The sequence below is a fragment of the Ruminococcus sporogenes genome (genome assembly GCF_054655175.1).
This window is the reverse complement of the sequence record NZ_BAAHOA010000002.1, coordinates 720358-744218: the sequence shown is the minus strand read 5'-3', so window position 1 is coordinate 744218 and position 23861 is coordinate 720358. Positions and strand designations below refer to the sequence as shown.

The following is a 23861-nucleotide window of genomic DNA, read 5'->3' as shown; positions in this document are numbered from 1 at the left end:
TGTTAAATATAATAAATTAAAAAAACCGGTTGAAAACCGGTCCATCATACGATATAATAGAAATATTGACATTGCAACTATTTTTAAATTGAATGCCGATAGCTCTCCATCAAACGCTGATGACAATCACAGTCCTGTTAAGACTGCAATCAGAACAGATTTTACCGGAATCTGCTCTTCGGCAGCTTTGCCTTTCGCGTCTGAATAAAACGGACCGGTTATCCTATCAGGCGGTACTAATCGCGGCTGCACCTCTACCATAGTTTTTATAATATCACGTTATTCTTGTTATGTCAATACAGTTTTTAAAATTTCGAGGTGGAAATATGAAAAAATCTGATTTCAACTATGATTTACCAGAGGAATTGATTGCTCAGACGCCTGTTGAGCCGAGAAATCATTCCAGACTTATGAAAATCGACCGGGCCAGCGGAGAAATAATTCACGCCCGTTTCTATAATTTATGCGAATATCTTAAAAAAGGTGATTTGCTTGTGCTGAATGATTCAAGGGTACTTCCCGCAAGGCTATACGGCGAAAAAAAGGGGACGGGAAGCTTTATTGAATTTCTGCTGCTTGAGCAAAGAGGGGATAAGCTGTGGGAAATAATATGTCGTCCGGGGAAAAAAGCAAGAGAGGGCGCCGAGTTTACATTTGGGGATGGAAAACTTTCCGCTGTTGTTGTAGAAGTGAAGGAAGACGGAAACAGGCTTGTTAAATTCAAATGCGACGGAAATTTTTATTCTGTTCTTGATGAGATCGGACAGACGCCGCTTCCGCCCTACATAACAAAAAAGCTTGAGGATAAGGAGCGCTATCAGACGGTTTATTCAAAGGAAATCGGTTCTTCGGCCGCGCCTACCGCCGGTCTGCATTTTACAAGGGAAATGCTTGAGGAAATAAAGGCAATGGGCGTAGATATTGCTTATGTAACGCTTCATGTTGGTTTGGGCACATTCCGCCCCGTAAAAGAGGACGATATTTTAAAGCATAAGATGCACAGCGAACATTATCATATGAGCGAAGAAACCGCTGATAAAATAAATCGTACAAGAAACAACGGAGGACGGATAATAGCCGTAGGAACAACCTCGTGCCGTACGCTTGAAAGTATGAATCTTGATAACGGATTGGTAAAGCCCGGAGACGGCTATACCGATATTTTTATTTATCCCGGCTATGAATTTAAGCTTCTTGACGGACTTATAACGAATTTTCATTTGCCTGAAAGCACGCTTATTATGCTTGTATCGGCATTTTTGGGATATGATAAAACAATGAGCGCGTATAAAACCGCCGTAGCTGAAAAGTACAGGTTTTTCAGCTTCGGAGACGCGATGATTATTATTTGAAAATAATTCTGCCGGAAAAAGTCGGTTAAATGTGGAAACAGGAGGTAGCTTTAATGGAGCAGTTTTTTAAGAGCATTATTGATATGGATATTGCTCCGATAGTCGTTTGCAGTCTTGAACATAAGATAATTTATATGAATCCGGCCGCCGCGGAAAGCTATAAAAAAAGCGGCGGCTATGGACTTGTCGGTAAATCTCTCCTTGACTGTCATAATAATGATTCGGTGTGTAAAATTAAAAGCGTTATTAAATGGTTCAATGAAAGCCGCGGCAATAACCGTATTTTTACATTTCACAATCGGAAGCAGAATAAAGATGTTTATATGATAGCTTTACGAAACTACAGGGGAGAACTGATCGGATATTACGAAAAGCATGAGTATAGGACGCCTGAAACGGAAAAGCCTTATGAAAAAATAAATAAGATTTCGGAGGAAAGAATAAATGAAGCTTGACGGATTTGGAATAATGGTTGGGGATATGAAAAAAATGGTTCAGTTTTATCATGATGTCCTCGGCTTTGAAATTGAGTGGTCAGAGGGGATGAATAATGTTTTCCTTGAAAAGGACGGCACGCTTTTTCTTATGTACGGAAGAAGCGATTTTGAAAAAATGACTTCGAGAAAATATGAATATGTAAAGGGCTTAAACGGACATTATGAAATCGCAATGAGCGTAAAAAATTATGCTGAGGTTGATGAAGTATTTGAAAGAGTTGTAAAAATGGGAGCAAAGCCTGTTCTTTCGCCGGAAACCGAAGAATGGGGTCAGAGAACCTGCTATATTGCCGATCCCGAGGGAAATCTTATTGAAATCGGTTCATTTAAGGAGGAATATCAGAATGGATAAGTTTAAAACTTGGGTAAAAAGGCCAGTGAATTTTAATATGGCTTCTTTGCTTCTTATAGCGGCAATTCTGCTGATTTTTGCAGCAATATGTTTTGGAAGTTATCTTGAGAGTGAAGCAGAGCTTAATTCTCTCAAAACAGAAATTAATAGAGTTAGAAGCCAGGATGAAATCGATGATGTAGAAGGATACGGACTAATAATTAATTCGATTGGTTATGCAATTGGCGCTATTGGAGGAGCATTCATCTTAGGCTATTTTGTATTTATTCCAGTGATTATAGCTCTGGTTATTATTGCTTTTTCTGTTGTGTCAAGAGTTATTTATTCTGCTGTAAGTTCAAAAAGGCTGCTGGCATATAGAATAGTTTCGGGATTCGGTTACTTCTTTATGCTTGCTGCATTTCTGCTTTATTCTTTGATTTTTTTCTTAGATATTGCAGCAGCAATACCGGCAATTGCTTTTGATTTATTGGTAATATCCGTATTTGTAATCGGCGTTAAAAATACATATTCAGAAAAAATAAAATACGGAGGATATTTACATGAGAAAAAAACAAATGAAAACGATTAATATATTCTTATTTATCGGCTTTTTGTTTTTTATAATCGGAATAATATTTTTCGCAGTCGGAAGCGCGATTTTGATTTCAGGTAATTCCTTTATGAAAAACGCGGAGAAAACCACTGCTGAAATATCTGAAATTGATTCCTATTATTCAGGAAGCAGCCGTTCCGGAAGTAAAAAGCATTATAATGTGATCGTTGAATATGTAGTTGACGGAGAAGTTTATGAAAGAACGCTAAACGAATATAATTCCGGTATGTATGAGGGCAAGGAGATAGAAATTTACTATAATCCAGATAATCCCTCGGAGATTAAGACGGGTTCGAAAATATTAGAGATTATTTTTATGGGAATCGGCGGACTTTTTGCAGTAATCGGAGGAGTATTTTTCTTAAGAAACGCAGTAAGGAAACGACGCATAAAATCTATTATAAAAAACGGAGAAAAGATGAACGGAACTGTTACAAATATTAATGTGGTACAGAATGTGAGAATAAATAACCGTCATCCGTTTAAAGCTGAATGCGAGGTTGTAAATTCTTATAACGGCGAAAAATATCTATACAGCTCGGAAAGCGTTACCGAAGATATATCCGGACTTATAGGCAGAGAGGTAACAGTTTATGTTGATAAGGGCGACAGAAGTAAATATTATGTTGATATTTATGAACTTATAGACGCGCGATATGCGGACGAAAAAATTCATGATTACAGATAAAATAAAGGAGAATCTATGTATACGTTAATAAAAAAAGAGGGAAAGGCGAGACGGGGAAAGTTTGAAACTGTTCATGGGACGTTTCAGACTCCATGTTTTATGAATGTCGGTACCGCCGCAGCAATAAAGGGCGGGATTTCTTCAATTGATTTAGTTGACCTGAAATGTCAGGTGGAGCTTTGCAATACATATCATCTTCATCTTCGTCCTACTGATAAGGTAATTAGGGAAATGGGCGGTCTGCATAGGTTTATGAATTGGAAAAAGCCGATTCTTACAGACAGCGGCGGTTTTCAGGTATTTTCACTGGCAAAGCTGCGTAAGATTAAAGAAGAAGGCGTTTACTTTGCATCGCATATAGACGGCAGACGTATTTTTATGGGACCTGAAGAAAGCATGCGGATACAGTCGAATCTTGCGTCTACTATTGCTATGGCGTTTGACGAATGTATAGAAAATCCGTCTGAACACGAATACGCGTCAGATTCTATTGAACGTACTACCAGGTGGCTTTACCGCTGCAAAGAGGAAATGGAAAGACTTAATTCCTTAAGCGATACTATAAACAAAAAGCAAATGCTTTTCGGAATAAATCAGGGAAGCACGTACGATGATCTGCGCATAAAGCATATGGAGGATATTTCAAAGCTTGATCTTGACGGATATGCTATCGGAGGACTTGCAGTAGGCGAGTCTACGGAGGAAATGTATAGGATAATTGAACTGGTCGAGCCGTTTATGCCTGCCGGCAAACCGAGGTATCTTATGGGCGTCGGTACGCCGAGCAATATAATAGAGGCTGTTTACAGAGGAGTGGATATGTTCGACTGCGTTATGCCGAGCCGTAATGCCAGACATGCCACAGTCTTTACATGGTCCGGTATCATGCATCTTACAAACAAATGCTATGAAACTGATGAAAGACCGATAGATTCTGAATGCGACTGTCCCGTTTGCCGCAGTTTCTCAAGGGCTTATATACGCCATCTTTTTAAAGCCGGTGAAATGCTGGCCGGACGCCTTGCGGTTATGCATAATCTTTACTTTTACAATACGCTTGCCGAAAAAATTAGAGATTCCCTTGACTGCGGACATTTTGAACAATTCAGAAAAAAATACTCCTCTTTGCTTTCAGAGAGGATTTAGGAGGACAATATGGGGTTGACGGAGCTTATTTTAATAGGAATAGGACTTTCGATGGATGCATTTGCGGTTTCGGTAACAAACGGTTTATGCTGTAAGGAGATCAGATTAGGCAAAATACTGCTTACCGGACTTTGCTTCGGCGGATTTCAGGGGCTTATGCCTCTTATAGGCTATTTTTTAGGAATGGGTTTCGCTAAATACATAACTGCGTTTGATCATATAATTGCTCTTATACTTCTTGGATTTATCGGAGGACAGATGATTTTTGAGTCTTTCAGGAAAAATGACGAGAAATGCGATGTTGTCTGTCTGAGTGCAAAAATGCTGCTTATGCAGGGGATAGCTACCAGTATTGACGCCTTGGCCGTAGGAGTAAGCTTTGCTGCTCTTGAAAACGTCAATATTGCTTTTGCAGCGTCGTCAATTTGTTGTATTACTTTTATATTCAGTATGGCCGGCGTTTTTATAGGCAAAAAATTCGGCACAATTCTTAATAATAAGGCTCAGCTTGCAGGAGGTATAATTCTTGTGGGAATAGGCGTGAAGATTTTTGTGGAGCATACGTTTTTCAACTGAGATTTTTGGAGGTAAGAATGCTTTTGGAATATGTAAATTATGCCCGTGAAAGCGACGCTTATATTGAAAGTGCAGATTTTATCGGAGAACATTTATCCTATGATTTATCTAATCTGGAATTTCGATTCATTAAATTTATTAAATGTAAGTTTGAACGCTGTGATTTTTCTAACAGCGATTTTCTTGAAACTGAATTTTTAAACTGTAACTTTTCAGGGTGTTCCTTTAATAACGGAGGATGGAAAAGATCGCGTATTATAAGCTGTAACGGCGACAGGGGAAATTTTAATCAAAGCGGATTTAAAGAAGTCGACATTTCTGACTGTTCGTTTTGCTATGCTAATTTTACCGGTACGGTTTTTAATGACAGCAGAATAAGTGAAAGTAATTTTAAAAGCTCTTTTTTTCAGGAATCAAAATTGAAAAAGGTTAATCTGAAGGATGTCAGATTAAGCGGATGTGATTTTTTTAAAACTTCTTTAAAGGACATAGACCTGACCGATTGCTTTATTGACGGAATAACGGTTTCGGATACATTCAGAGAATTAAAAGGCGCGGTTATTACACAGACGCAGGCTGTAGATCTTGTTTCTATGCTTGGAGTGAAAATAAGGTTGTAGGGATTTTATGAGATTTTATTATTGATGGGCATATTTTTTTCCTTTATATATTATGTATTATAATTTCCTTATCATTAACAGTATTTAGTATTTGGATGGTTATATCAGTTCTTGACTATGGAGGTATTTTATAAATTTTAGTTAAAACGTGAAGAAAACATTTTCATTAAATTTTCCTTATAAACCAACAAAAAAAGCTAAAAAAGCCCCGTTCACACAAACGGGGCTTTGTGCTATAATGTAGATATAAAAAAGAAAGGACGGTAAAAACTATGCAGGCAACATTAAAAAGAGAAAAAATCGTTCCCCTCGAAAAATCTACTTATATGGAGGTTGTGGGGAACAACAGGATTACATACCGCGTTACCACAAGCCGTATCGTGCAGCGCGGAGAAGAATATACCGCATATGGAATTGAGGCTGAGACCGGCATAGGTCCCATTAAATTCAAGGAGTCAATAGATGATTTTTCAAGGGAGCTTGGTACTGCTGTAAGCTTTGCGGAAATGCTTGTGGACAATAACATCAAGCCGTCGCTTATATATAATGCGGCGCTGTGCTTTCTTCGTGAAAACATTTAAAATTACACATTTCAGATAAAATCTATTGAAATTTCCTTTATATTGGTGTATAATAAATACTATTAATAAACTCGAAAGGAAATTTTAATATGTACGAAAACCTGATGGATACAATAGGCTTTCTTTCCAAATCCGATGCGGAAGTCGGAGAGGCAATGGCAAAGGAGCTTGCAAGACAGAAAAGAAATCTTGAGCTTATCGCCAGCGAGAATATAGTTTCTCCTGAAGTTATGGCGGCTATGGGCTCGGTTCTGACAAACAAATATGCAGAAGGATATCCGGGAAAACGATATTACGGCGGCTGCGAATGTGTCGATATAGTTGAAGATATCGCTATCGAAAGAGCAAAAAAGCTTTTCGGCGCGCAGTATGCCAACGTTCAGGCGCATTCAGGCGCACAAGCTAACACAGCCGTTTATTTTGCGCTTCTTGAACCGGGCGATACAGTTTTGGGAATGAGTCTTGCTCACGGCGGACATCTTACTCACGGCTCGCCTGTTAATATGTCAGGTAAATATTTCAACTTCGTTTCTTATGGTCTGGGCGATGATGAAACTATAGACTACGATAAGGTTGAAGAGCTTGCAAAGGAAAATAAGCCTAAGCTTATAGTTGCCGGCGCTTCTGCATATCCAAGAATAATTGATTTTAAGCGTTTGTCTGAAATAGCTAAATCAGTCGGCTCATATCTTATGGTCGATATGGCTCATATAGCCGGCCTTGTCGCCGCAGGATGCCATCCGACTCCGGTAGGCTATGCGGATGTTGTGACGACGACAACCCATAAAACTCTAAGAGGACCGAGAGGCGGTCTTATTCTTACAAATGACGAAGAGCTTGCAAAGAAGATTAATAAGGCTATTTTCCCGGGCATACAGGGCGGTCCGCTTATGCACGTTATTGCAGGAAAAGCGGTTTGCTTCGGCGAGGCGCTAAAGCCTGAATTCAAGCTCTATCAGCAGCAGGTTGTAAAGAATGCGCAGGCTCTGGCTAAGGGACTTGTTGAAAGAGGCTTTAATCTTGTTTCCGGCGGTACGGACAACCATTTGATGCTGGTTGATTTACGTCCGTTCGATATAACCGGAAAGGAACTTGAACACCGTCTTGACGAAGTTTATATAACGGTAAACAAGAACGCTATTCCTAATGATCCTCAGAAGCCGTTTGTAACAAGCGGTTTAAGAATAGGTACTCCCGCCGTTACGACAAGAGGTCTTAAAGAAGAGGAAATGGAGAAGATTGCCGAATATATCTATCTTGCAGCTAAGGATTTTGATAATAAGGCGGACTTTATCCGTGAGGGCGTAACTGAAATCTGTACCAAATATCCTCTGTATGAATAATATAATCGAAACAGAAAGGCTTATAATTCGCAGGTTTAAAAGCTGCGACGCCGAGGACTTTGCCGAGATACTGACAGATGAAAAAATAGTTTATTTTGAGCCTTATGATGTTTTCTCTTTTGAGTCGGCGAAAAAGGAAGCAGAAACTTTATCGCATAACGAAAGCTTTTATGCTGTTGTACTAAAATGTGAAAATAAATTGATAGGAAAGCTTTATTTTCATAATGAAAATAGCTTTGATACCTATGAAATCGGATATACGTTTAATTTCAATTATCAAGGTAAGGGCTTTGCAAAGGAAAGCGCAATGGCTTTAATGAATTATGCTTTTGAAAGCATGAACGTTCGCAGGATTATAGCATACAGCAATGTGAAAAATGAACGTTCCTGGCGGTTGCTTGAAAGACTTGGCATGAGAAGAGAAGGAATTCATTTAAAAATGTCATATAAATTTTTGGATTCTGAAAGTAATCCTATCTGGGATGATTTTTATTCATACGCTGTTCTGAAAGAAGAATTTATATAATAACATACGCTTTATTCCCCCGCCTTTGAAGGACGGGGGAATATATTAATTTTAAGGAGTTAGCTATGTCATCACCTTTAGCCGACCTTATCCGTCCTAAAAAGCTTGACGAAGTTGTTGGTCAGAAGCATTTGCTCGGAGAGGGAAAACCGCTTAGAAAAATAATAGACGGCGGCAATATTCCGAATATGATTTTCTATGGACCGTCCGGGACGGGAAAGACATCGGTAGCAAGAATTATTGCAGAGAATACCAATATGTCGCTGCACAAATTAAACGGTACGTCCGCCTCTACGGCGGATATTAAACAGGTTATTTCCGAAATAGGAACCTTTTCCGGAGCTAACGGGATACTGCTTTATCTTGACGAAATTCAGTATCTTAACAAGAAGCAGCAGCAGAGTCTTTTGGAATATATGGAAAACGGACAGATTACCCTGATAGCTTCAACCACCGAGAATCCTTATTTTGCTGTATTTAATGCCGTAATTAGCCGTTCAACAGTTTTTGAATTTAAACCTCCCGAAAAATCAGAGGTTAAGAAGGCCGTGGAACGAGCGTTTGAATTACTTGAAGAGCAAAATAATTCTGTATATGAAATTGAGAACGGAGTATCAGATTTTATTGCGGTAAGCTGCGGAGGCGACGTCAGAAAGGCGATCAATACGGTTGAACTCAGCGCTTTAGCTGGGGAACCGGCAGAAAACGGAGTAAAAATCAAGCTTGAAACAGTTCAGCAGCTTGGCCAGCGGTCAAATATGAGATATGACCGGGACGGAGATCAGCATTATGATATTTTATCCGCTCTGCAAAAATCTATAAGGGGATCTGACGAGAATGCGGCTCTTCATTATACGGCTCGTCTTATTGAAGCCGGCGATATAATATCGTTATCGCGGCGCTTGCTGGTTATAGCCTGTGAAGATATAGGACTTGCATATCCTAATGCTGTAACGATTGTAAAATCATGCGTGGACGCCGCTATGCAGCTGGGGCTTCCGGAGGCCAGAATACCTCTTGCTCAGGCTGTAATTCTGCTTGCGACCGCTCCTAAGTCGAACAGCGCCTACGAAGCGATTAATTCGGCAATAGAGGACGTCCGAAGCGGAATTGCCGCAGATTTTCCGAGATGTCTGCAAAATAAACATTTTGACGGAGCTGACGCTAAAATTAAAGGTCAGTTCTATAAATATCCGCACGAATATCCGAATCATTGGGTTAAACAGCAGTATATGCCAGAAACACTTGACGGGAGGATTTATTACAGATACGGAGATAATAAACAGGAGCAGTCGGCTAAAGGCTACTGGGATAAGATAAAGGGCGGTGAAAAAAATGAAAAGAATAATTAGTATGTTAGGCATAATCGGTATAGTTTTATTTGCAGTTTTCAGTATTATAGATCATATATTTTTTCTTGACGATAAAGTATATTCTGTATTAATGCTGATATCCTTTATAATACTGCTGCCTATGCTTATCAGGGAACTGCTTTCACTCAGATATAAGAACAAGCAATGACGGAAAAATGCATTTAGAGAAAAATAAATCATTGTTATTTGCCGGCGTTATTATGAACGGCAAAAAGGAGATTAAATGAAAAAGCATAATATAAAATTCAGAATAATCGTCTCAGCGTTCGCATTGATTATCACCGCTTTCTGTACCGTTCTTTCCGCTGTTATTCCTCTTGAAACAACTCCTGTAAAAACAGCAGGTTCGTTTGCGTCAATTTTTATTATCACTGCCGCCGCATGGAAATTTCCTGACAGATTTTATCTGCTCGCTATGATTTTTGACATTTTTGCCGCGGCTTTGGGTTCGGTAATTAATCTTTATAGGTATATAGGGTTTTATGACAGATTTGTTCATTATTTAAACGGAATACTGCTTGCAGAAGCGGGAATGCTTATTATTTTATATCTGTTTAAAAAATATGATCTTGCTGTAAAAAATGATATAACGCTTTTATTTGCTTTTTTCTTTTCTTCAGCCTGTGCAGGATTTTGGGAAATATATGAGTTTACCGCAGATAATTTATTGAATATAAACATGCAGGGAAATAATCGGAACACAATGGGCGATATAGTTTCCGGAGTACTGGGCGCGGCGACGTATTTTATATTTATGGGATTATACCTGAAAAGAAAAAAGCATGCTTGATAGTCTAATATACAGTATTACATCTGATTTCCAATAAAATATACAGAATATATAAAAATTTTCATAAACCTCTTGACAAAATAAAAAAACGGTATTATAATAGACAAGTATGCGGGTGAATTGTATACTCGCGTCAGTATTTTTTAGGAAAAGGAGGAAAAATATGCCAACATTTAATCAATTGGTTCGTAAGGGAAGACAGGTTCTTGAGGTAAAATCCACGGCTCCGGCTCTTCAGAAGGGCTATAACGCAAAGAAGAAGACCTTGATTGATCAGAGTTCTCCTCAGAAGCGCGGAGTTTGTACTGCTGTAAGAACATCTACTCCTAAGAAGCCTAACTCAGCTATGAGAAAGATTGCCAGAGTAAAGCTTACAAACGGAAATGAAGTTACAGCTTATATCCCCGGAATCGGCCATAATCTTCAGGAACACAGCGTTGTTCTTATAAGAGGCGGACGTGTCAAGGATCTTCCGGGTGTGCGTTACCACATCATCAGAGGCACTCTTGACGCTCAGGGCGTTGCCAACAGAATGCAGGCTCGTTCAAAATACGGCGCTAAGAAGCCGAAGGCAAAATAATTATTGAAATAGGATAACTGCCACAGGATTATATGTGGAGATTTAATATATTAGATCCTCTGCATTGGTCTTGACGTCTGTACAAAGACGAGTACCTATGAATTCATGAAAACATGTGAAGGAGGGAAGCGAAATGCCAAGAAGAGGTAATATCGCAAAACGTGATGTATTGCAGGACCCTTTGTATAACTCAAAGCTTGTTACACGTCTGATAAATAATATTATGCTGGACGGTAAGAAGGGTGTTGCTCAGAAAATAGTTTACGGCGCGTTTGACATTGTTGCTGAAAAAACAGGTAAGGACGCTCTTGAGGCGTTTGAAGAGGCAATGGAAAACATTATGCCGGTTCTTGAGGTTAAAGCCCGCAGAATGGGCGGCGCGACATATCAGGTTCCGATGGAAGTACGTCCTGAAAGACGTCAGACTCTCGGACTGAGATGGATAACAAAGTACTCAAGAGAGAGAAATGAAAAGACAATGAAGGAAAGACTTGCCGGTGAAATCATGGACGCAATCAACGGAACAGGCGGCGCCTGCAAGAAGCGCGATGATACACACAAAATGGCGGAAGCAAACAAGGCGTTTGCACACTACCGCTGGTAATCTGCAATTGTTTAATTAAGGAGAAAAATTATGCCAAGAGACTGTTCGCTTGAACATACAAGAAATATAGGTATAATGGCTCACATTGACGCAGGTAAAACCACCACAACAGAGCGTATACTGTTTTATACCGGTATTAACCATAAAATAGGCGAAACTCACGAGGGTGCTGCTACAATGGACTGGATGGAGCAGGAGCAGGAAAGAGGTATCACTATTACTTCTGCCGCTACTACTGCATACTGGGCAGGCCACAGAATTAATATTATAGATACGCCCGGACACGTAGACTTTACAGTTGAGGTTGAACGTTCATTGAGAGTTCTTGACGGCTCTGTTACAGTTTTCTGCGCAAAGGGCGGCGTTGAGCCTCAGTCGGAAACAGTTTGGAGACAGGCTGACGAATACCAGGTTCCGAGAATGGCTTATGTAAATAAGATGGATATCATGGGCGCTGATTTCTACAATGTCGTAGATATGATGAAGAACAGACTGCATTGTAATGCTGTTCCGATTCAGCTTCCTATTGGATCGGAGGAAACCTTTAAGGGTATTGTCGATCTGGTTGAAATGAAAGCTTATGTATACTACGATGATCTCGGAAAGGATATCAGAGTTGAAGATATTCCTGAGGATTTGAAGGAAAAGGCTGAGGAATATCACGCTTCCTTGCTTGAGCAGGTTGCCGAGCAGGATGAAGAGCTTATGATGAAATATCTCGACGGAGAAGAGCTGACGATTGAAGAAATCAAGGCTTCTATAAGAAAAGCGACAATAGCTAATGAAATGGTTCCTGTAACGTGCGGTACTTCATATAAGAATAAGGGCGTCCAGAAGCTTCTTGACGCAGTTATAGACTATATGCCGTCGCCGGTTGATGTTCCTGCTATTAAGGGAATTAATCCTGATACTGACGAGCCGTGCGTTAGGCATTCGTCTGACGAAGAGCCGTTTTCAGCTTTGGCGTTTAAAATTGCTACGGATCCGTTTGTAGGAAAGCTTTGCTTTTTCAGAGTTTATTCCGGTACCGTAAACGCAGGCTCAACCGTTTTAAATGCGACCAAGGATAACAAGGAAAGACTGGGACGTATTCTTCAGATGCATTCAAATCACAGAAAAGATATTGAAACTGTTTACGCAGGGGATATAGCCGCCGCTGTCGGTCTTAAGAACACGACTACCGGCGATACGCTGTGTGATGAAAAGAATCCTGTTATTCTTGAATCTATGGAATTTCCGGAACCTGTTATTCAGCTCGCTATTGAGCCTAAGACAAAAGCAGGTCAGGAGAAGATGGGCATAGCTCTTGCAAAGCTTGCAGAAGAGGATCCTACATTCAGAACCTATACTGATGAAGAAACCGGACAGACTATTATAGCCGGAATGGGCGAGCTTCATCTTGAAATTATTGTAGATAGACTTCTGCGTGAATTTAAAGTAGAGGCTAACGTAGGCGCTCCTCAGGTTTCCTATAAGGAAACTATTAAGGGCAACTCCGACGTCGATCATAAATATGCAAGACAGTCGGGCGGTAAGGGTCAATACGGTCACGTAAAGATCAGAGTGTCGCCTAACGAATCCGGTAAGGGTTATGAATTTAAGAATTCAATTGTCGGAGGCGCTATTCCAAAGGAATATATTCCGGCAGTAGACAAGGGAATACAGGGCGCTATGAAAGCCGGTATTCTTGCCGGATATGAAGTTGTGGATGTTTGCGTAGAGCTTTACGACGGTTCGTATCATGAAGTTGACTCTTCAGAGATGGCGTTCCAGATTGCCGGTTCTATGGCATTTAAGGAAGCTATGAGAAAGGCTGAACCGGTTCTTATGGAGCCTATCATGAAAGTATGCGTTATTGTTCCTGATGAATATACCGGTACCGTTATCGGCGATCTTAGTTCACGCCGCGGACAGATACAGGGTCAGGAAACAAGACCGGGAGCAATTCAGGTTGACGCCTTGGTTCCGCTTTCAGAAATGTTCGGATATTCAAACGAGCTTCGTTCAAATACGCAGGGACGCGGTCAGTATTCTATGGAACCGCACAGCTATCTTGAAGTTCCAAAGAACATCGCAGAAAAGATTATGACATCAAGAAATAAAACAAACGCCTGATTTCCGGCTTTGTTTGATATTTTCAAAAAAACACTTGAAATCCTTAGGAATCTGTGTTAAAATGGTATTCATAAGGAATCAATTTAATTAAATTTAAGGAGGATTTTTCCAATGGCAAAGGCTAAATTTGAAAGAACCAAACCACATGTAAACATTGGTACAATTGGACACGTTGACCATGGTAAGACAACTCTTACAGCCGCTATCACAAAGACTCTTGCACTTAAGGGTCAGGCACAGTACGAAGCTTACGATATGATTGATAAGGCTCCGGAAGAAAGAGAACGTGGTATTACAATTAATACAGCACACGTTGAATATGAAACAGATAATCGTCACTATGCTCACGTTGACTGTCCCGGACATGCTGACTATGTAAAGAACATGATCACAGGTGCAGCACAGATGGACGGAGCTATTCTCGTTGTTGCTTCTTCTGACGGTCCTATGGCTCAGACTAAGGAGCATCTGCTTCTTGCTCGTCAGGTTGGCGTTCCATATATCGTAGTATTTATGAACAAGGCTGATCAGGTTGATGACCCTGAGCTTCTTGAGCTTGTTGAAATGGATATCAGAGCTACTTTAGATGAATATGAATTCCCAGGCGACGATACTCCTATCATTAAGGGTTCAGCTCTTGCCGCTTTGAATGCTCCTGATGATATCAACGATCCAGCATACGCTCCTATTATTGAGCTTATGGATGCCGTTGATTCATATATTCCAACTCCTGAGCGTAAGGCAGATCTTCCTTTCCTTATGCCTATTGAAGATACTATGACAATTTCCGGTCGTGGTACTGTTGTTACAGGCAGAGTTGAAAGAGGACAGCTTAAGGTTGGCGATGAAATTGAAATCGTTGGTCTTAAGGAAGAAAAGGATAAGACAGTTGTAACTGGTATCGAAATGTTCAGAAAGACTCTTGATTACGCTGAAGCAGGCGATAATATCGGCGCGCTTCTCCGTGGTATTACAAGAGATCAGGTTGAAAGAGGACAGGTTCTTTGTCAGCCGGGTTCAATTCATCCGCATACTAAGTTTAAGGGTCAGGTTTATGTTTTGAAGAAGGAAGAAGGCGGTCGTCATACTCCATTCTTTACTAATTACAGACCTCAGTTCTATTTCAGAACAACTGACGTTACAGGTATTGTAACTCTTCCTGAAGGCGTTGAAATGTGTACTCCTGGCGATAACGTTGAAATGAACGTAGAGCTTATTACACCGATCGCTATTGAAGAAGGACTTCGTTTTGCTATTCGTGAGGGCGGACGTACAGTAGGTTCTGGCGTAGTTGTAGCTATTAATGAATAATAATTAATATTAAAAAGCGGAATTTAATGTTCCGCTTTTTATTTTTTTACATAGATAAACTAAATATAGTAATTTAAAGCAGTTTATTTAATTAAACTGCTTTGTTGATTTTATACAAAAAATTCATACTAAATTTGTAAGCATTTATCTTTTCAGATTCGCATTTAAACTTGACGTTTTTTTGTAATTGTATTATAATAATATGTACACGGTGGTGAAGTGTGGGAATTTGATGTAAAATATTCACTTTTTTGGTGATTAAATCCTTAATAGTCAGAAAGGCGGTGTCGGAGATGGCTCTTACAGCTCTAATGGGTACTTATCATCATAACATAGATGCTAAGGGAAGAATGAGCTTTCCGACGAAGCTTAGAGATTTACTGGGAGGAGAATTTTACGTTACCAAAAGCATTAACCAGAAGTGTCTGACAATTTATTCTAAAGAAGAATGGGAAAAACTCGCTGCAAAGGTTGCTGCTTTGCCAGATTCTATGGGCGGTCTCGATATAAAAAGATGGCTTTTTTCGGGCGCCGGCGAATTGATTCCGGACAAGCAGGGCAGAGTTCTTATTCCGTCTGATCTGCGTGAATTTGCAGGACTGACAAAAGACGTTGTTGTTATCGGCTTAGATGACAAAGCGGAAATCTGGGATAAAGAGCTGTGGGACAACCAGCAGAGTAATATGGATATGGAAAAAATGCTTGCAGCAATGCAGCAGCTTGGTATCTAAGGAGATTTTATATGGAGTTTTCTCATGTTTCAGTGTTGCTTGACGAGAGCGTTGAAGGTCTTGCAATAAAGCCGGACGGTATTTATGTTGACGGAACGGTCGGTGGTGCGGGACATTCAAGAAAAATTGCGGAAAAGCTTACGTCCGGAGGACTTCTTATTGCTTTGGATAGAGATCCGGACGCAGTCAGAATTGCTGCTGAAAGGCTTAACGGCTATAATGCCAAGGTTATAAGAAGCAATTATTCTGATCTGCGTTTTGTGCTTGATTCCTTAGGGATTGAAAAGACTGACGGTGTTCTGCTCGACCTCGGTGTTTCATCACATCAGTTGGATACGGCGGAGAGGGGTTTTTCATATCATAAGGACGCTCCGTTAGACATGAGAATGAGTCAGGAGGGTATAAGCGCTTACGATATTGTAAACAATTATACTAAAGAGCAGCTTTCTAAAATTATTTTTGAATACGGCGAAGAGAAATTTTCAAGGAAAATAGCCTCTGAAATCGTATTAAAAAGGCAGGAAAAACCTGTTGAAACCACTCTGGAGCTTGCAGAAATAATTAAAAGCAGTGTTCCGGCTGCGGTTAGACGGGAGAAAAACCCCTGCAAAAAAACATTTCAAGCTATAAGAATAGCGGTGAACGGTGAATTTGAACATCTTTCAAAGGGGCTTGACGCCGCGTTTTACAGTTTGAAAACCGGAGGAAGACTCGCTGTTATAACGTTTCATTCCCTTGAAGATAGAATTGTTAAACAGAGATTTTCCGGATGGTGCAAGGGCTGTATCTGTCCGCCGGATTTTCCGCAGTGCGTCTGCGGCAGAATTCCTGAAGGTAAGCTTGTTAATAAAAAGCCGATAGAGGCGCGTACGGACGAGCTTGAACAGAACAACCGAAGCAGAAGTGCTAAACTAAGAATAATAGAAAGGAGATAGGTGCTTTGCTATGGCCGCAGACAATTCAGCTTACGACTACTTTTTGCATGATAACCCCCATAAACCGGCAGACGCTTACGATGAACCGGTGTATATGCCGAGAATGCCTGCGGAAGAACCGGAAATTATACGGGCGCCGAAAATCACCATGAAAAAGACCCCTCCCAAAAGAGGCTCAGCTTCAAAGGTGTTCCTTATTGCACTCTCTGCATTTTCATTAGCGTTTATTGTCCTTTCGAGCAAGGTGGAAACAAACAAAATGTATCGTCAGATTTCAAGTGCAAATCAGAATCTTGAGAGTATGCAAAGTGAAAATGTCCGTCTGCAATCAGAGCTTGAAAGTAAAATGACGTTAAAAAACGTTGAGGAATACGCAGTTAAGGTTCTTGGACTGCAAAAGCTCAACAATTCACAGATAAAATATGTTGAAACTCAGACTGATGATGTAGTAGAAATTCCCGAAGAAGAAAAAAACATTTTTGTCAAGGTAAAAGATAAATTTGACAAGCTTGTGGAATATATTTTTGGGTGATGCAATATTATTAATTAAAGGCAGACAAATATAAATAAAAGAGCTGTCAGGAGAGAAACAAACAAAGAACAACAAAACGGGTGTACGGAAATAGGATCTCGGCACAGGGGATACGTCTGCAAGTATCAGTGTGCCGGTATTCCTTTTAAATATTTAATATGTGCCGTTTACCGGTGTAATGACCAATTCAGTAAATGAATGAATTTGTTGTTATAATTAAGCATATTTATAGTTTGTTTAATTATAAAAATAAATAATACATTCGCCATGGCAGGGGAAAATTCAATAATCCCTGCCTTATTTTATATAATCTATGGAGGCTTTTATGGCAGACAAACCTACAATTCAAATGAAAAAGCGTACCAATAGAATAGTGCTTATAGCTATATTGATATTTGTCGGATGTATAATCGTCAGACTTTTTAAGCTTTCTGTTCTGGATAATAAATTTTATCAGGAAAAGGCTAATGAATATCATTTCGGAACTATATCTATTTCGGCTAACAGAGGTGCAATTTATGACAGCAATGGCGTAATTCTTGCGCAAAGCGCCACTGTTTATAAAGTTTATATGGATCCGGATCTTTTCAGAAGCGAAATGGAAAAAAAAGCGGAAGCTGTAAGCGCACAGCAAAAACAGCTTGCTAAGGGAGAGCTTCCGTCAGGTACAGTTATAAAAAGCGCTGAAGAGGTCCAGAACGAGATTATTGATTTTTTGGCTGACCAACTGGAAATAAAGTCTGAAACAGTTAAGAACGCAATGAATGAAAACACGCAGTATAAAATTTTAAAAACACAGGTGGAAAAGCCTGTTGCTGACAGCATTATTGCGTTTATGGACGAAAATGACGTTAATTCAATTCAAATAGAGGAAGATACAAAAAGATATTATCCTCAGGACGAACTTGCGGCGTCGGTTATAGGCTTTACAAACGCAGACGGCGACGGGCAGTATGGATTGGAATATCAGTATGACGAGTATTTATCCGGAACCGACGGTAAGGTGATTTCCGCTAAAGATGCCAACGGAAACGAAATGCCATACAGATATTCAAAAACATACGAGGCGCAGGACGGCAATTCTCTTTATTTGACTATTGACAGAACTCTGCAATATTCCCTTGAAAAAAATCTTGAGGAAATGGTTAGTCAATTTGAAATTGAGGACAGAGCCTGCGGTATAATAATGAACGCCAAAACCGGAGCAGTCTTAGCAATGGCTACGGCGCCGGGATTTGATCTAAATAATCCGTCGGACGTTGCGGATATCCAGATAGCTCAATCGGCTCAGGATATGGGACTTCTCGATATAGATAAAAATGAAGTCATAAAGGAGGATAAGGCGGCTTCGCTGCTTGCGTCCCTGACAGAAGAACAGTATAACGACGCATATGTAGACGCCCGTGAGCAGCAGTGGAAGAATAAAGCTATTACCGAGCTTTACATACCGGGCTCTGTTTTTAAGGTTATTACAAGCTCGGCGGCTTTAGAGGAAAATCTGATAACCTTAAATGATACGTTCAATTGTTCGGGTTCTGTTACGGTTGTTGAAGGAACGTCTCCTATACATTGCTGGAAAACCTCGGGGCACGGTTCACAGTCATTCGTTGAAGCGATAACGAATTCCTGCAACCCTGCCTTTATAGAAATAGGCAGACGTTTAGGTTCTGAAAAGTTTTTTGATTACTTTAAGGCATACGGCCTTACGGAAAGAACGGGAATAGATCTGCCCGCAGAAGCTACAAGCTATTACCAGGGCGTAGAGGGTATGGGACCTGTTGAACTTGCTTCCTGTTCGTTTGGTCAGACAAATAAGGTGACTCCTCTTGAAATGATCACCGCGTATGCCGCCGTAATAAACGGCGGAAATCTGGTTACTCCCTATGTTGTAAACAAAATAGTCGATAACGATGGAAACGTAGTTATGACAAAGGAAAAAACTATAAAGCGTCAGGTGATTTCTGAGGAAACGTCAGAATTAATGTGCCAGACTCTCGAAACAGTCGCTCTTAGCAACGGCGCATATATTAAGGGGTATCATGTAGGCGGCAAGAGCGGTACCTCCGAAAAGCTTGACGATTATGCCGGCGACGAGGAAGATCCGATGAGATATGTAGCTTCTTACTGTTGCTTTGCGCCTGCTGACGATCCCGAGGTTATAATGCTGATAATGGCCGACGAGCCTATGTCAGGCGAATATTACGGAAGTCAAATAGCCGTGCCTTATTCCAGAAAGGTTATGGAGGAGATTCTTCCTTATTTGGGATATTATCCTGAATATTCAGAGGAAGAGGTTAGAAATATGGACGTTACTATTCCTTTTGTAGAGGATATGACTATAAACGATGCAAAACAGGCTCTTGACGCAAAGGGACTGACTTATCAGATAGTCGGTGATGGTGAAACGGTATGCGGACAGATGCCGCTTTCAGGAAGCGTTGTTTCACAAGGCGGAACAGTTATACTTTACACGCAGAAAAATTATACTCAGGAAAATGTAGAGGTTCCTGATCTTACAGGATATTCGTTGTCAGACGCAAGCTACTTAATTACATCCGCGGGATTGACGTTTGTCGCAAGCGGCGCGTCAACTGATTCATCGTCTTCGGTGGTTCAATCTCAGTCGGTAGAAGCGGGAAACATCGTTCCGAAGGGAACTGTAATAGAGCTTACATTTGGCGTAAACGATCAATCAGGCTGATATGCCGTTTGAATGAATTAAGAGGCTGATAATAAAAGACGGGCGGGTGGAAAATATGAAACTCTATAAGCTAATAAACGGAATTGCGGAAACGGCATTGGAGGATATGGAAATAAGCGGTATAACCGATAATACGTCGAAGGTAAGGGAAGGATTTATTTTCGTATGCGTTAGAGGCGCTTCGTTTGACGGTCATAGTGCGGCGGAAAGAATGCTTGAAAAAGGCGCCGCGTTAGTCATAGCGGAATATGATCTGGGACTGGGATACAGGCAGATTATAACAGAAAATTCTCGGGAATTTTACGGCAGGCTCTGCGCGGCATGGTTTGATCATCCTGAAAGAAAGATAAAGGTTTTGGGTATAACAGGAACAAACGGAAAAACCACTATAACAAATATTATAAAGAATATATTAATGTCCTGCGGTATAAAATCCGGACTGATAGGAACTATAAGAAACGAAATTGGGGACGACGCCGTCCACACCGATAATACTACTCCTATGGCCTTTGATTATATGGAGCTTCTCAATAGAATGGTGAACGCCGGATGTAAATATGCTGTTATGGAGGTTTCATCATTTGGGTTGGTTCAGCATAGAATAGGTCCGACGCATTTCGAAGTGGGAGTTTTTACAAATTTGACTCAGGATCATCTTGATTATCATAAAACTATGGAAAATTATTATCAGGCAAAAAGGATGATGTTTGACGAATGCGACGACGCTATTATAAATATGGACGATGAATACGGGAAAAGACTGTATGATGAAATAAAATGCCGTAAATACACATGCGGAATCGGTAATACTGCCGATTTTTATGCGGATAATATAAGCATCAGAGCAGACGGAACAGAGTTTGATTATTATTATAACGGAAAATCTGCCCATATTGTAACTCAAATGATAGGCATGTTTAATGTTTTTAACGTTATGGCGGCTATAAGTGTCTGTTTGAAAATAGGACTCGAAATAAACGATATTTTAAAGGCTTTGAAAGAATATAAAGGCGTAAAGGGAAGATGTGAAATAATTCCGACAGGAAAAGACTTCACTGTGATTTGTGATTATGCGCATACGCCTGACGCGATAGAAAATATACTTTCAAGCGTAAAGGAATATACCTCGGGAGATCTGATATGCCTTTTCGGCTGCGGCGGCAACAGAGATTCGAAAAAGCGTCCTCTTATGGCTAAGGCAGCCGCCAAATATGCCGATCGGCTGATAATTACATCTGATAATCCGAGAGATGAGATACCGGAAGCTATAATTGACGACATACTTGCAGGACTTTCGGATAAGGAAATCCCGTTTGATGTCGTAGTCGACAGAACGGAAGCTATATATCATTCGTTGAAAATTGCTCAGAAAGGCGATATAATAGTTCTGGCCGGAAAAGGACATGAGGATTATCAGGTGCTGTCAGGTAACGAGCATATACATTTTGATGAAAGAGAGATAGTTTCAGAGGGTCTGAAGCTTATAAATTAATGGAAAAGCTATTATTATCAGAAATTGCCGGAGCATTGCATTCAACTGCTCCGTTTGAAAAAGAAATAACGGATATATCGACTGATACAAGAAATCTTAAGGACGGCTGTCTATTTGTAGCAATAAAGGGAGACAGGTTTGACGGACATGATTTTATACCCGACGCTATAAAGTCCGGCGCATTAGCTGCCGTTTCTGAGAGGAAAATAGAAAATTGTCCCTGCATATTGGTTGAAAATACAAGAAAGGCTTATCTTGAGCTTGCTTCTTACTATAGGAAAAAGTTTTCTCCGGTTCTTGTGGGAGTGACAGGCAGCGTAGGAAAAACTACAACCAAGGAAATGATAGCGTTGGTTCTTTCTGAAAAGTTTAATTGCCTTAAAACTGCCGGAAATCTTAATAATGAGATAGGACTGCCGAAAACGCTTTTTACAATGGACAGCTCTCATACGGCGGCGGTAATAGAAATGGGAATGTCTGACTTCGGCGAGATAGAAAGGCTTTCTAAAACAGCCGTTCCAACCATAGGAGTTATAACTAATATTGGTTTTTCACATATTGAAAATTTGAAAACACAAGAGGGCATACTAAAAGCTAAGCTTGAAATATTAAAGGGAATGAAACAAAACGCCCCTTTAGTATTAAACGGTGACGATCCGTATCTTTCTCCGCTGAAAAAGGAGCTTTCAGTAGAAAGACCTGTAATATTGTTTGGTATTGAAAATAAAGAGTCAGATTTCAGGGGCTCGGAGATAACAGAATTTGACGGCAAAACATCTTTTTATGTTAACTGCGGTGATAAAGCGGTAAAAATTATTTTACCATGCGTTGGAAGGCATAATGTGCTTAACGCGCTTGCCGCATTTTGTATAGGTAAGCTTACCGGAATGGACGATTCTGAAATTGCCGCTGCGCTGAAAAAATACAGAACTGACGGATTGCGTCAGAATATAGTAAAAAAAGGTGAGAATACTTTAATTATAGACTGTTATAATGCAAGTCCGGATTCTATGAAAGCAACGCTTGGGGTTTTGTCAGGAATGAAAACGAACGGCAGGAAAATAGCCGTTCTGGGCGACATGCTTGAGCTTGGGAAGGAGTCGGAAAAGCTTCACAGGCTTGTAGGCAGATATGTGTGCAGTGCAAGACCGGATATGCTTTTCTGCTTTGGAAGAGACGCGGAGTTTATACAGCAAGAAGCTGAAAAATCAGGGATTACGTCATATTTTACACCTGATAAGGACGACTTGGCATACAGGCTAAAATCCTGTATAAAAAGCGGAGACGTTCTTCTTTTTAAAGCAAGCAGGGGAATGAAGCTTGAAAATGTCGTAAACAGCATTTTTTAATTTGGGAGGATGAGAGATGTCGTATTGGATTAATATTACAGTTGCGCTGATATCATTTGCTTTAGCTGCCGTTATCGGCATAGTATTGATACCGTTTTTAAAAAAAATCCATTTTGGTCAGACAATACTTGATATAGGTCCCGCATGGCATAAATCTAAGCAGGGAACTCCTATAATGGGCGGATTTATGTTTATAATAAGCAGCGTGGCTGCCGTTATTGCAGGATATTTGATTTACCGATCAGACAGTATGATAGATCTTACGGATAAGGTATCCGGAAATAACGCCGTCAGGCTTTTAACCTGTATAATATTTTCTCTGCTATTTGCAGGAATAGGATTTTTAGACGATTATATCAAGGCGGTCAAAAAGCAGAATCTTGGACTTAATCCGAAACAGAAAATGATAATGCAGTTTATATTATCAGCGGCGCTGCTGGCAATGCTTTATGCGCTCGGCGATAAGTCGACAGAAATTGATTTTATATTTTTTAAAATAGATTTCGGAATACTGTATTATCCGGTTATGATATTGTTCATAATATATGTATCCAACGCGGTCAATCTTACCGACGGCGTCGACGGACTCTGCGGATCTGTAACGTTTATAACCATGCTTGCCCTGGCCGCCGTTTGCGGTATACTTAAATCATACGAAATTTCAATTTATGCTACGGCAATAGCAGGAGGCTGCCTGGGATTTCTTATATGGAATCTTCATCCGGCGAAATGTTTCATGGGGGATACAGGCTCCATGTATCTCGGAGGGGCTTTTATTGCGATTGGTCTTACTACCCATAAGCATCTTATGATAATAATAGTAGGACTTGTTTATATACTTGAAGCCCTTTCTGTCGTTATACAGGTTACCTATTTTAAAATCACGGCTAAGCGGCATTATAAAAAGACCGGAGAAAAGGGCAAGGGAAAAAGAATTTTCAAGATGTCGCCTATACACCATCATTTTGAGATGTGCGGATTCAGTGAATATAAAATAGTTATAACATTTTCACTGGCGGCAATAATTTTTTCTATAATCGGAGTAATATCAGTTTTATAGAATAAGGAGGAA

25 protein-coding genes and 1 riboswitch are annotated in these 23861 nt (G+C 40.2%); all 25 genes read left to right on the top strand.

The window, feature by feature from the left end:
- Positions 1 to 91: 91 nt before the first annotated feature.
- A riboswitch (Lysine riboswitch) is annotated at positions 92 to 265 on the bottom strand.
- Positions 266 to 326: 61 nt separating this feature from the next.
- Positions 327 to 1352, top strand: coding sequence for a tRNA preQ1(34) S-adenosylmethionine ribosyltransferase-isomerase QueA (gene queA / locus ACYQ0N_RS10105; protein ID WP_460162593.1), 1026 nt, complete (start codon positions 327 to 329; stop codon positions 1350 to 1352).
- 53 nt (positions 1353 to 1405) lie between these two features.
- On the top strand, positions 1406 to 1807 hold the full coding sequence (locus tag ACYQ0N_RS10100) for a PAS domain-containing protein (protein WP_460162592.1): 402 nt from the start codon (positions 1406 to 1408) through the stop codon (positions 1805 to 1807).
- Complete coding sequence (locus ACYQ0N_RS10095; protein ID WP_460162591.1) at positions 1797 to 2201, top strand: VOC family protein; 405 nt, start codon at positions 1797 to 1799, stop codon at positions 2199 to 2201. Before ACYQ0N_RS10100 ends, ACYQ0N_RS10095 begins: the two co-directional genes overlap by 11 nt.
- Positions 2194 to 2772: a hypothetical protein gene (locus tag ACYQ0N_RS10090; protein WP_460162590.1), complete on the top strand. Its 579-nt coding sequence runs from the start codon at positions 2194 to 2196 to the stop codon at positions 2770 to 2772. Before ACYQ0N_RS10095 ends, ACYQ0N_RS10090 begins: the two co-directional genes overlap by 8 nt.
- Entirely contained in the window at positions 2744 to 3484 is a 741-nt protein-coding gene (locus ACYQ0N_RS10085; protein ID WP_460162589.1) for a DUF3592 domain-containing protein, read from the top strand. The genes ACYQ0N_RS10090 and ACYQ0N_RS10085 overlap by 29 nt, the downstream gene beginning before the upstream one ends.
- A gap of 15 nt (positions 3485 to 3499) precedes the next feature.
- Positions 3500 to 4630 (top strand): tRNA guanosine(34) transglycosylase Tgt, encoded by a 1131-nt coding sequence (gene tgt, locus ACYQ0N_RS10080; protein ID WP_460162588.1) that lies wholly within the window; start codon positions 3500 to 3502, stop codon positions 4628 to 4630.
- Positions 4631 to 4639: 9 nt separating this feature from the next.
- Positions 4640 to 5206, top strand: coding sequence for a manganese efflux pump MntP (locus ACYQ0N_RS10075; RefSeq protein WP_460162587.1), 567 nt, complete (start codon positions 4640 to 4642; stop codon positions 5204 to 5206).
- 17 nt (positions 5207 to 5223) lie between these two features.
- Positions 5224 to 5826 carry a pentapeptide repeat-containing protein gene (locus ACYQ0N_RS10070; protein ID WP_177533296.1) on the top strand — a complete coding sequence of 201 codons (603 nt, stop codon included), beginning with the start codon at positions 5224 to 5226 and terminating at the stop codon, positions 5824 to 5826.
- Between the two features lie 272 nt (positions 5827 to 6098).
- On the top strand, positions 6099 to 6407 hold the full coding sequence (locus ACYQ0N_RS10065) for a hypothetical protein (RefSeq protein WP_460162586.1): 309 nt from the start codon (positions 6099 to 6101) through the stop codon (positions 6405 to 6407).
- A gap of 89 nt (positions 6408 to 6496) precedes the next feature.
- Complete coding sequence (gene glyA / locus ACYQ0N_RS10060) at positions 6497 to 7750, top strand: serine hydroxymethyltransferase (RefSeq protein WP_177533298.1); 1254 nt, start codon at positions 6497 to 6499, stop codon at positions 7748 to 7750.
- Positions 7743 to 8276, top strand: a complete 534-nt coding sequence (locus ACYQ0N_RS10055; protein WP_460162585.1) for a GNAT family N-acetyltransferase — start codon at positions 7743 to 7745, stop codon at positions 8274 to 8276. Before glyA ends, ACYQ0N_RS10055 begins: the two co-directional genes overlap by 8 nt.
- Positions 8277 to 8341: 65 nt before the next feature.
- Positions 8342 to 9628: a replication-associated recombination protein A gene (locus ACYQ0N_RS10050; protein WP_460162584.1), complete on the top strand. Its 1287-nt coding sequence runs from the start codon at positions 8342 to 8344 to the stop codon at positions 9626 to 9628.
- The gene (locus ACYQ0N_RS10045; RefSeq protein WP_460162583.1) at positions 9612 to 9797 is read left to right on the top strand and encodes a hypothetical protein; all 186 of its coding nucleotides are present in this window, start codon (positions 9612 to 9614) and stop codon (positions 9795 to 9797) included. The genes ACYQ0N_RS10050 and ACYQ0N_RS10045 overlap by 17 nt, the downstream gene beginning before the upstream one ends.
- Positions 9798 to 9872: 75 nt before the next feature.
- Entirely contained in the window at positions 9873 to 10439 is a 567-nt protein-coding gene (locus tag ACYQ0N_RS10040; RefSeq protein ID WP_460162582.1) for a DUF2238 domain-containing protein, read from the top strand.
- Positions 10440 to 10602: 163 nt separating this feature from the next.
- The gene (gene rpsL, locus ACYQ0N_RS10035) at positions 10603 to 11019 is read left to right on the top strand and encodes a 30S ribosomal protein S12 (RefSeq protein WP_177533303.1); all 417 of its coding nucleotides are present in this window, start codon (positions 10603 to 10605) and stop codon (positions 11017 to 11019) included.
- 133 nt (positions 11020 to 11152) lie between these two features.
- Positions 11153 to 11623, top strand: a complete 471-nt coding sequence (gene rpsG / locus ACYQ0N_RS10030) for a 30S ribosomal protein S7 (protein ID WP_177533304.1) — start codon at positions 11153 to 11155, stop codon at positions 11621 to 11623.
- A gap of 30 nt (positions 11624 to 11653) precedes the next feature.
- On the top strand, positions 11654 to 13738 hold the full coding sequence (gene fusA / locus ACYQ0N_RS10025) for an elongation factor G (protein WP_460162581.1): 2085 nt from the start codon (positions 11654 to 11656) through the stop codon (positions 13736 to 13738).
- A 111-nt stretch (positions 13739 to 13849) separates the two neighbouring features.
- Positions 13850 to 15049 carry an elongation factor Tu gene (gene tuf, locus ACYQ0N_RS10020; protein WP_177533306.1) on the top strand — a complete coding sequence of 400 codons (1200 nt, stop codon included), beginning with the start codon at positions 13850 to 13852 and terminating at the stop codon, positions 15047 to 15049.
- 293 nt (positions 15050 to 15342) lie between these two features.
- Positions 15343 to 15780, top strand: coding sequence for a division/cell wall cluster transcriptional repressor MraZ (gene mraZ / locus ACYQ0N_RS10015; protein WP_460162580.1), 438 nt, complete (start codon positions 15343 to 15345; stop codon positions 15778 to 15780).
- A gap of 11 nt (positions 15781 to 15791) precedes the next feature.
- Complete coding sequence (rsmH, locus tag ACYQ0N_RS10010; RefSeq protein ID WP_460162579.1) at positions 15792 to 16715, top strand: 16S rRNA (cytosine(1402)-N(4))-methyltransferase RsmH; 924 nt, start codon at positions 15792 to 15794, stop codon at positions 16713 to 16715.
- A gap of 10 nt (positions 16716 to 16725) precedes the next feature.
- On the top strand, positions 16726 to 17247 hold the full coding sequence (locus ACYQ0N_RS10005) for a hypothetical protein (protein ID WP_177533308.1): 522 nt from the start codon (positions 16726 to 16728) through the stop codon (positions 17245 to 17247).
- Positions 17248 to 17572: 325 nt separating this feature from the next.
- Positions 17573 to 19948 carry a penicillin-binding transpeptidase domain-containing protein gene (locus tag ACYQ0N_RS10000; RefSeq protein ID WP_177533309.1) on the top strand — a complete coding sequence of 792 codons (2376 nt, stop codon included), beginning with the start codon at positions 17573 to 17575 and terminating at the stop codon, positions 19946 to 19948.
- Between the two features lie 55 nt (positions 19949 to 20003).
- The gene (locus ACYQ0N_RS09995; protein ID WP_177533310.1) at positions 20004 to 21440 is read left to right on the top strand and encodes a UDP-N-acetylmuramoyl-L-alanyl-D-glutamate--2,6-diaminopimelate ligase; all 1437 of its coding nucleotides are present in this window, start codon (positions 20004 to 20006) and stop codon (positions 21438 to 21440) included.
- Positions 21440 to 22789: a UDP-N-acetylmuramoyl-tripeptide--D-alanyl-D-alanine ligase gene (locus ACYQ0N_RS09990; RefSeq protein WP_460162578.1), complete on the top strand. Its 1350-nt coding sequence runs from the start codon at positions 21440 to 21442 to the stop codon at positions 22787 to 22789. Before ACYQ0N_RS09995 ends, ACYQ0N_RS09990 begins: the two co-directional genes overlap by 1 nt.
- A 16-nt stretch (positions 22790 to 22805) precedes the next feature.
- Positions 22806 to 23849, top strand: coding sequence for a phospho-N-acetylmuramoyl-pentapeptide-transferase (gene mraY, locus ACYQ0N_RS09985; RefSeq protein ID WP_460162577.1), 1044 nt, complete (start codon positions 22806 to 22808; stop codon positions 23847 to 23849).
- Positions 23850 to 23861: the final 12 nt, after the last annotated feature.

What these genes read in the sequence shown, in the direction of transcription:
- ACYQ0N_RS10045 (WP_460162583.1), top strand. Translation starts at nt 9,612, where the DNA reads ATGAAAAGAATAATTAGTATGTTAGGCATAATCGGTATAGTTTTATTT.
- ACYQ0N_RS10100 (WP_460162592.1), top strand. Translation starts at nt 1,406, where the DNA reads ATGGAGCAGTTTTTTAAGAGCATTATTGATATGGATATTGCTCCGATA.
- ACYQ0N_RS10070 (WP_177533296.1), top strand. Translation starts at nt 5,224, where the DNA reads ATGCTTTTGGAATATGTAAATTATGCCCGTGAAAGCGACGCTTATATT.
- ACYQ0N_RS10075 (WP_460162587.1), top strand. Translation starts at nt 4,640, where the DNA reads ATGGGGTTGACGGAGCTTATTTTAATAGGAATAGGACTTTCGATGGAT.
- ACYQ0N_RS10065 (WP_460162586.1), top strand. Translation starts at nt 6,099, where the DNA reads ATGCAGGCAACATTAAAAAGAGAAAAAATCGTTCCCCTCGAAAAATCT.
- queA (WP_460162593.1), top strand. Translation starts at nt 327, where the DNA reads ATGAAAAAATCTGATTTCAACTATGATTTACCAGAGGAATTGATTGCT.
- ACYQ0N_RS10050 (WP_460162584.1), top strand. Translation starts at nt 8,342, where the DNA reads ATGTCATCACCTTTAGCCGACCTTATCCGTCCTAAAAAGCTTGACGAA.
- ACYQ0N_RS10055 (WP_460162585.1), top strand. Translation starts at nt 7,743, where the DNA reads ATGAATAATATAATCGAAACAGAAAGGCTTATAATTCGCAGGTTTAAA.
- rsmH (WP_460162579.1), top strand. Translation starts at nt 15,792, where the DNA reads ATGGAGTTTTCTCATGTTTCAGTGTTGCTTGACGAGAGCGTTGAAGGT.
- ACYQ0N_RS10005 (WP_177533308.1), top strand. Translation starts at nt 16,726, where the DNA reads ATGGCCGCAGACAATTCAGCTTACGACTACTTTTTGCATGATAACCCC.
- rpsL (WP_177533303.1), top strand. Translation starts at nt 10,603, where the DNA reads ATGCCAACATTTAATCAATTGGTTCGTAAGGGAAGACAGGTTCTTGAG.
- tuf (WP_177533306.1), top strand. Translation starts at nt 13,850, where the DNA reads ATGGCAAAGGCTAAATTTGAAAGAACCAAACCACATGTAAACATTGGT.
- tgt (WP_460162588.1), top strand. Translation starts at nt 3,500, where the DNA reads ATGTATACGTTAATAAAAAAAGAGGGAAAGGCGAGACGGGGAAAGTTT.
- mraY (WP_460162577.1), top strand. Translation starts at nt 22,806, where the DNA reads ATGTCGTATTGGATTAATATTACAGTTGCGCTGATATCATTTGCTTTA.
- rpsG (WP_177533304.1), top strand. Translation starts at nt 11,153, where the DNA reads ATGCCAAGAAGAGGTAATATCGCAAAACGTGATGTATTGCAGGACCCT.
- mraZ (WP_460162580.1), top strand. Translation starts at nt 15,343, where the DNA reads ATGGCTCTTACAGCTCTAATGGGTACTTATCATCATAACATAGATGCT.
- glyA (WP_177533298.1), top strand. Translation starts at nt 6,497, where the DNA reads ATGTACGAAAACCTGATGGATACAATAGGCTTTCTTTCCAAATCCGAT.
- ACYQ0N_RS10095 (WP_460162591.1), top strand. Translation starts at nt 1,797, where the DNA reads ATGAAGCTTGACGGATTTGGAATAATGGTTGGGGATATGAAAAAAATG.
- fusA (WP_460162581.1), top strand. Translation starts at nt 11,654, where the DNA reads ATGCCAAGAGACTGTTCGCTTGAACATACAAGAAATATAGGTATAATG.
- ACYQ0N_RS10090 (WP_460162590.1), top strand. Translation starts at nt 2,194, where the DNA reads ATGGATAAGTTTAAAACTTGGGTAAAAAGGCCAGTGAATTTTAATATG.
- ACYQ0N_RS09995 (WP_177533310.1), top strand. Translation starts at nt 20,004, where the DNA reads ATGAAACTCTATAAGCTAATAAACGGAATTGCGGAAACGGCATTGGAG.
- ACYQ0N_RS09990 (WP_460162578.1), top strand. Translation starts at nt 21,440, where the DNA reads ATGGAAAAGCTATTATTATCAGAAATTGCCGGAGCATTGCATTCAACT.
- ACYQ0N_RS10040 (WP_460162582.1), top strand. Translation starts at nt 9,873, where the DNA reads ATGAAAAAGCATAATATAAAATTCAGAATAATCGTCTCAGCGTTCGCA.
- ACYQ0N_RS10000 (WP_177533309.1), top strand. Translation starts at nt 17,573, where the DNA reads ATGGCAGACAAACCTACAATTCAAATGAAAAAGCGTACCAATAGAATA.
- ACYQ0N_RS10085 (WP_460162589.1), top strand. Translation starts at nt 2,744, where the DNA reads ATGAGAAAAAAACAAATGAAAACGATTAATATATTCTTATTTATCGGC.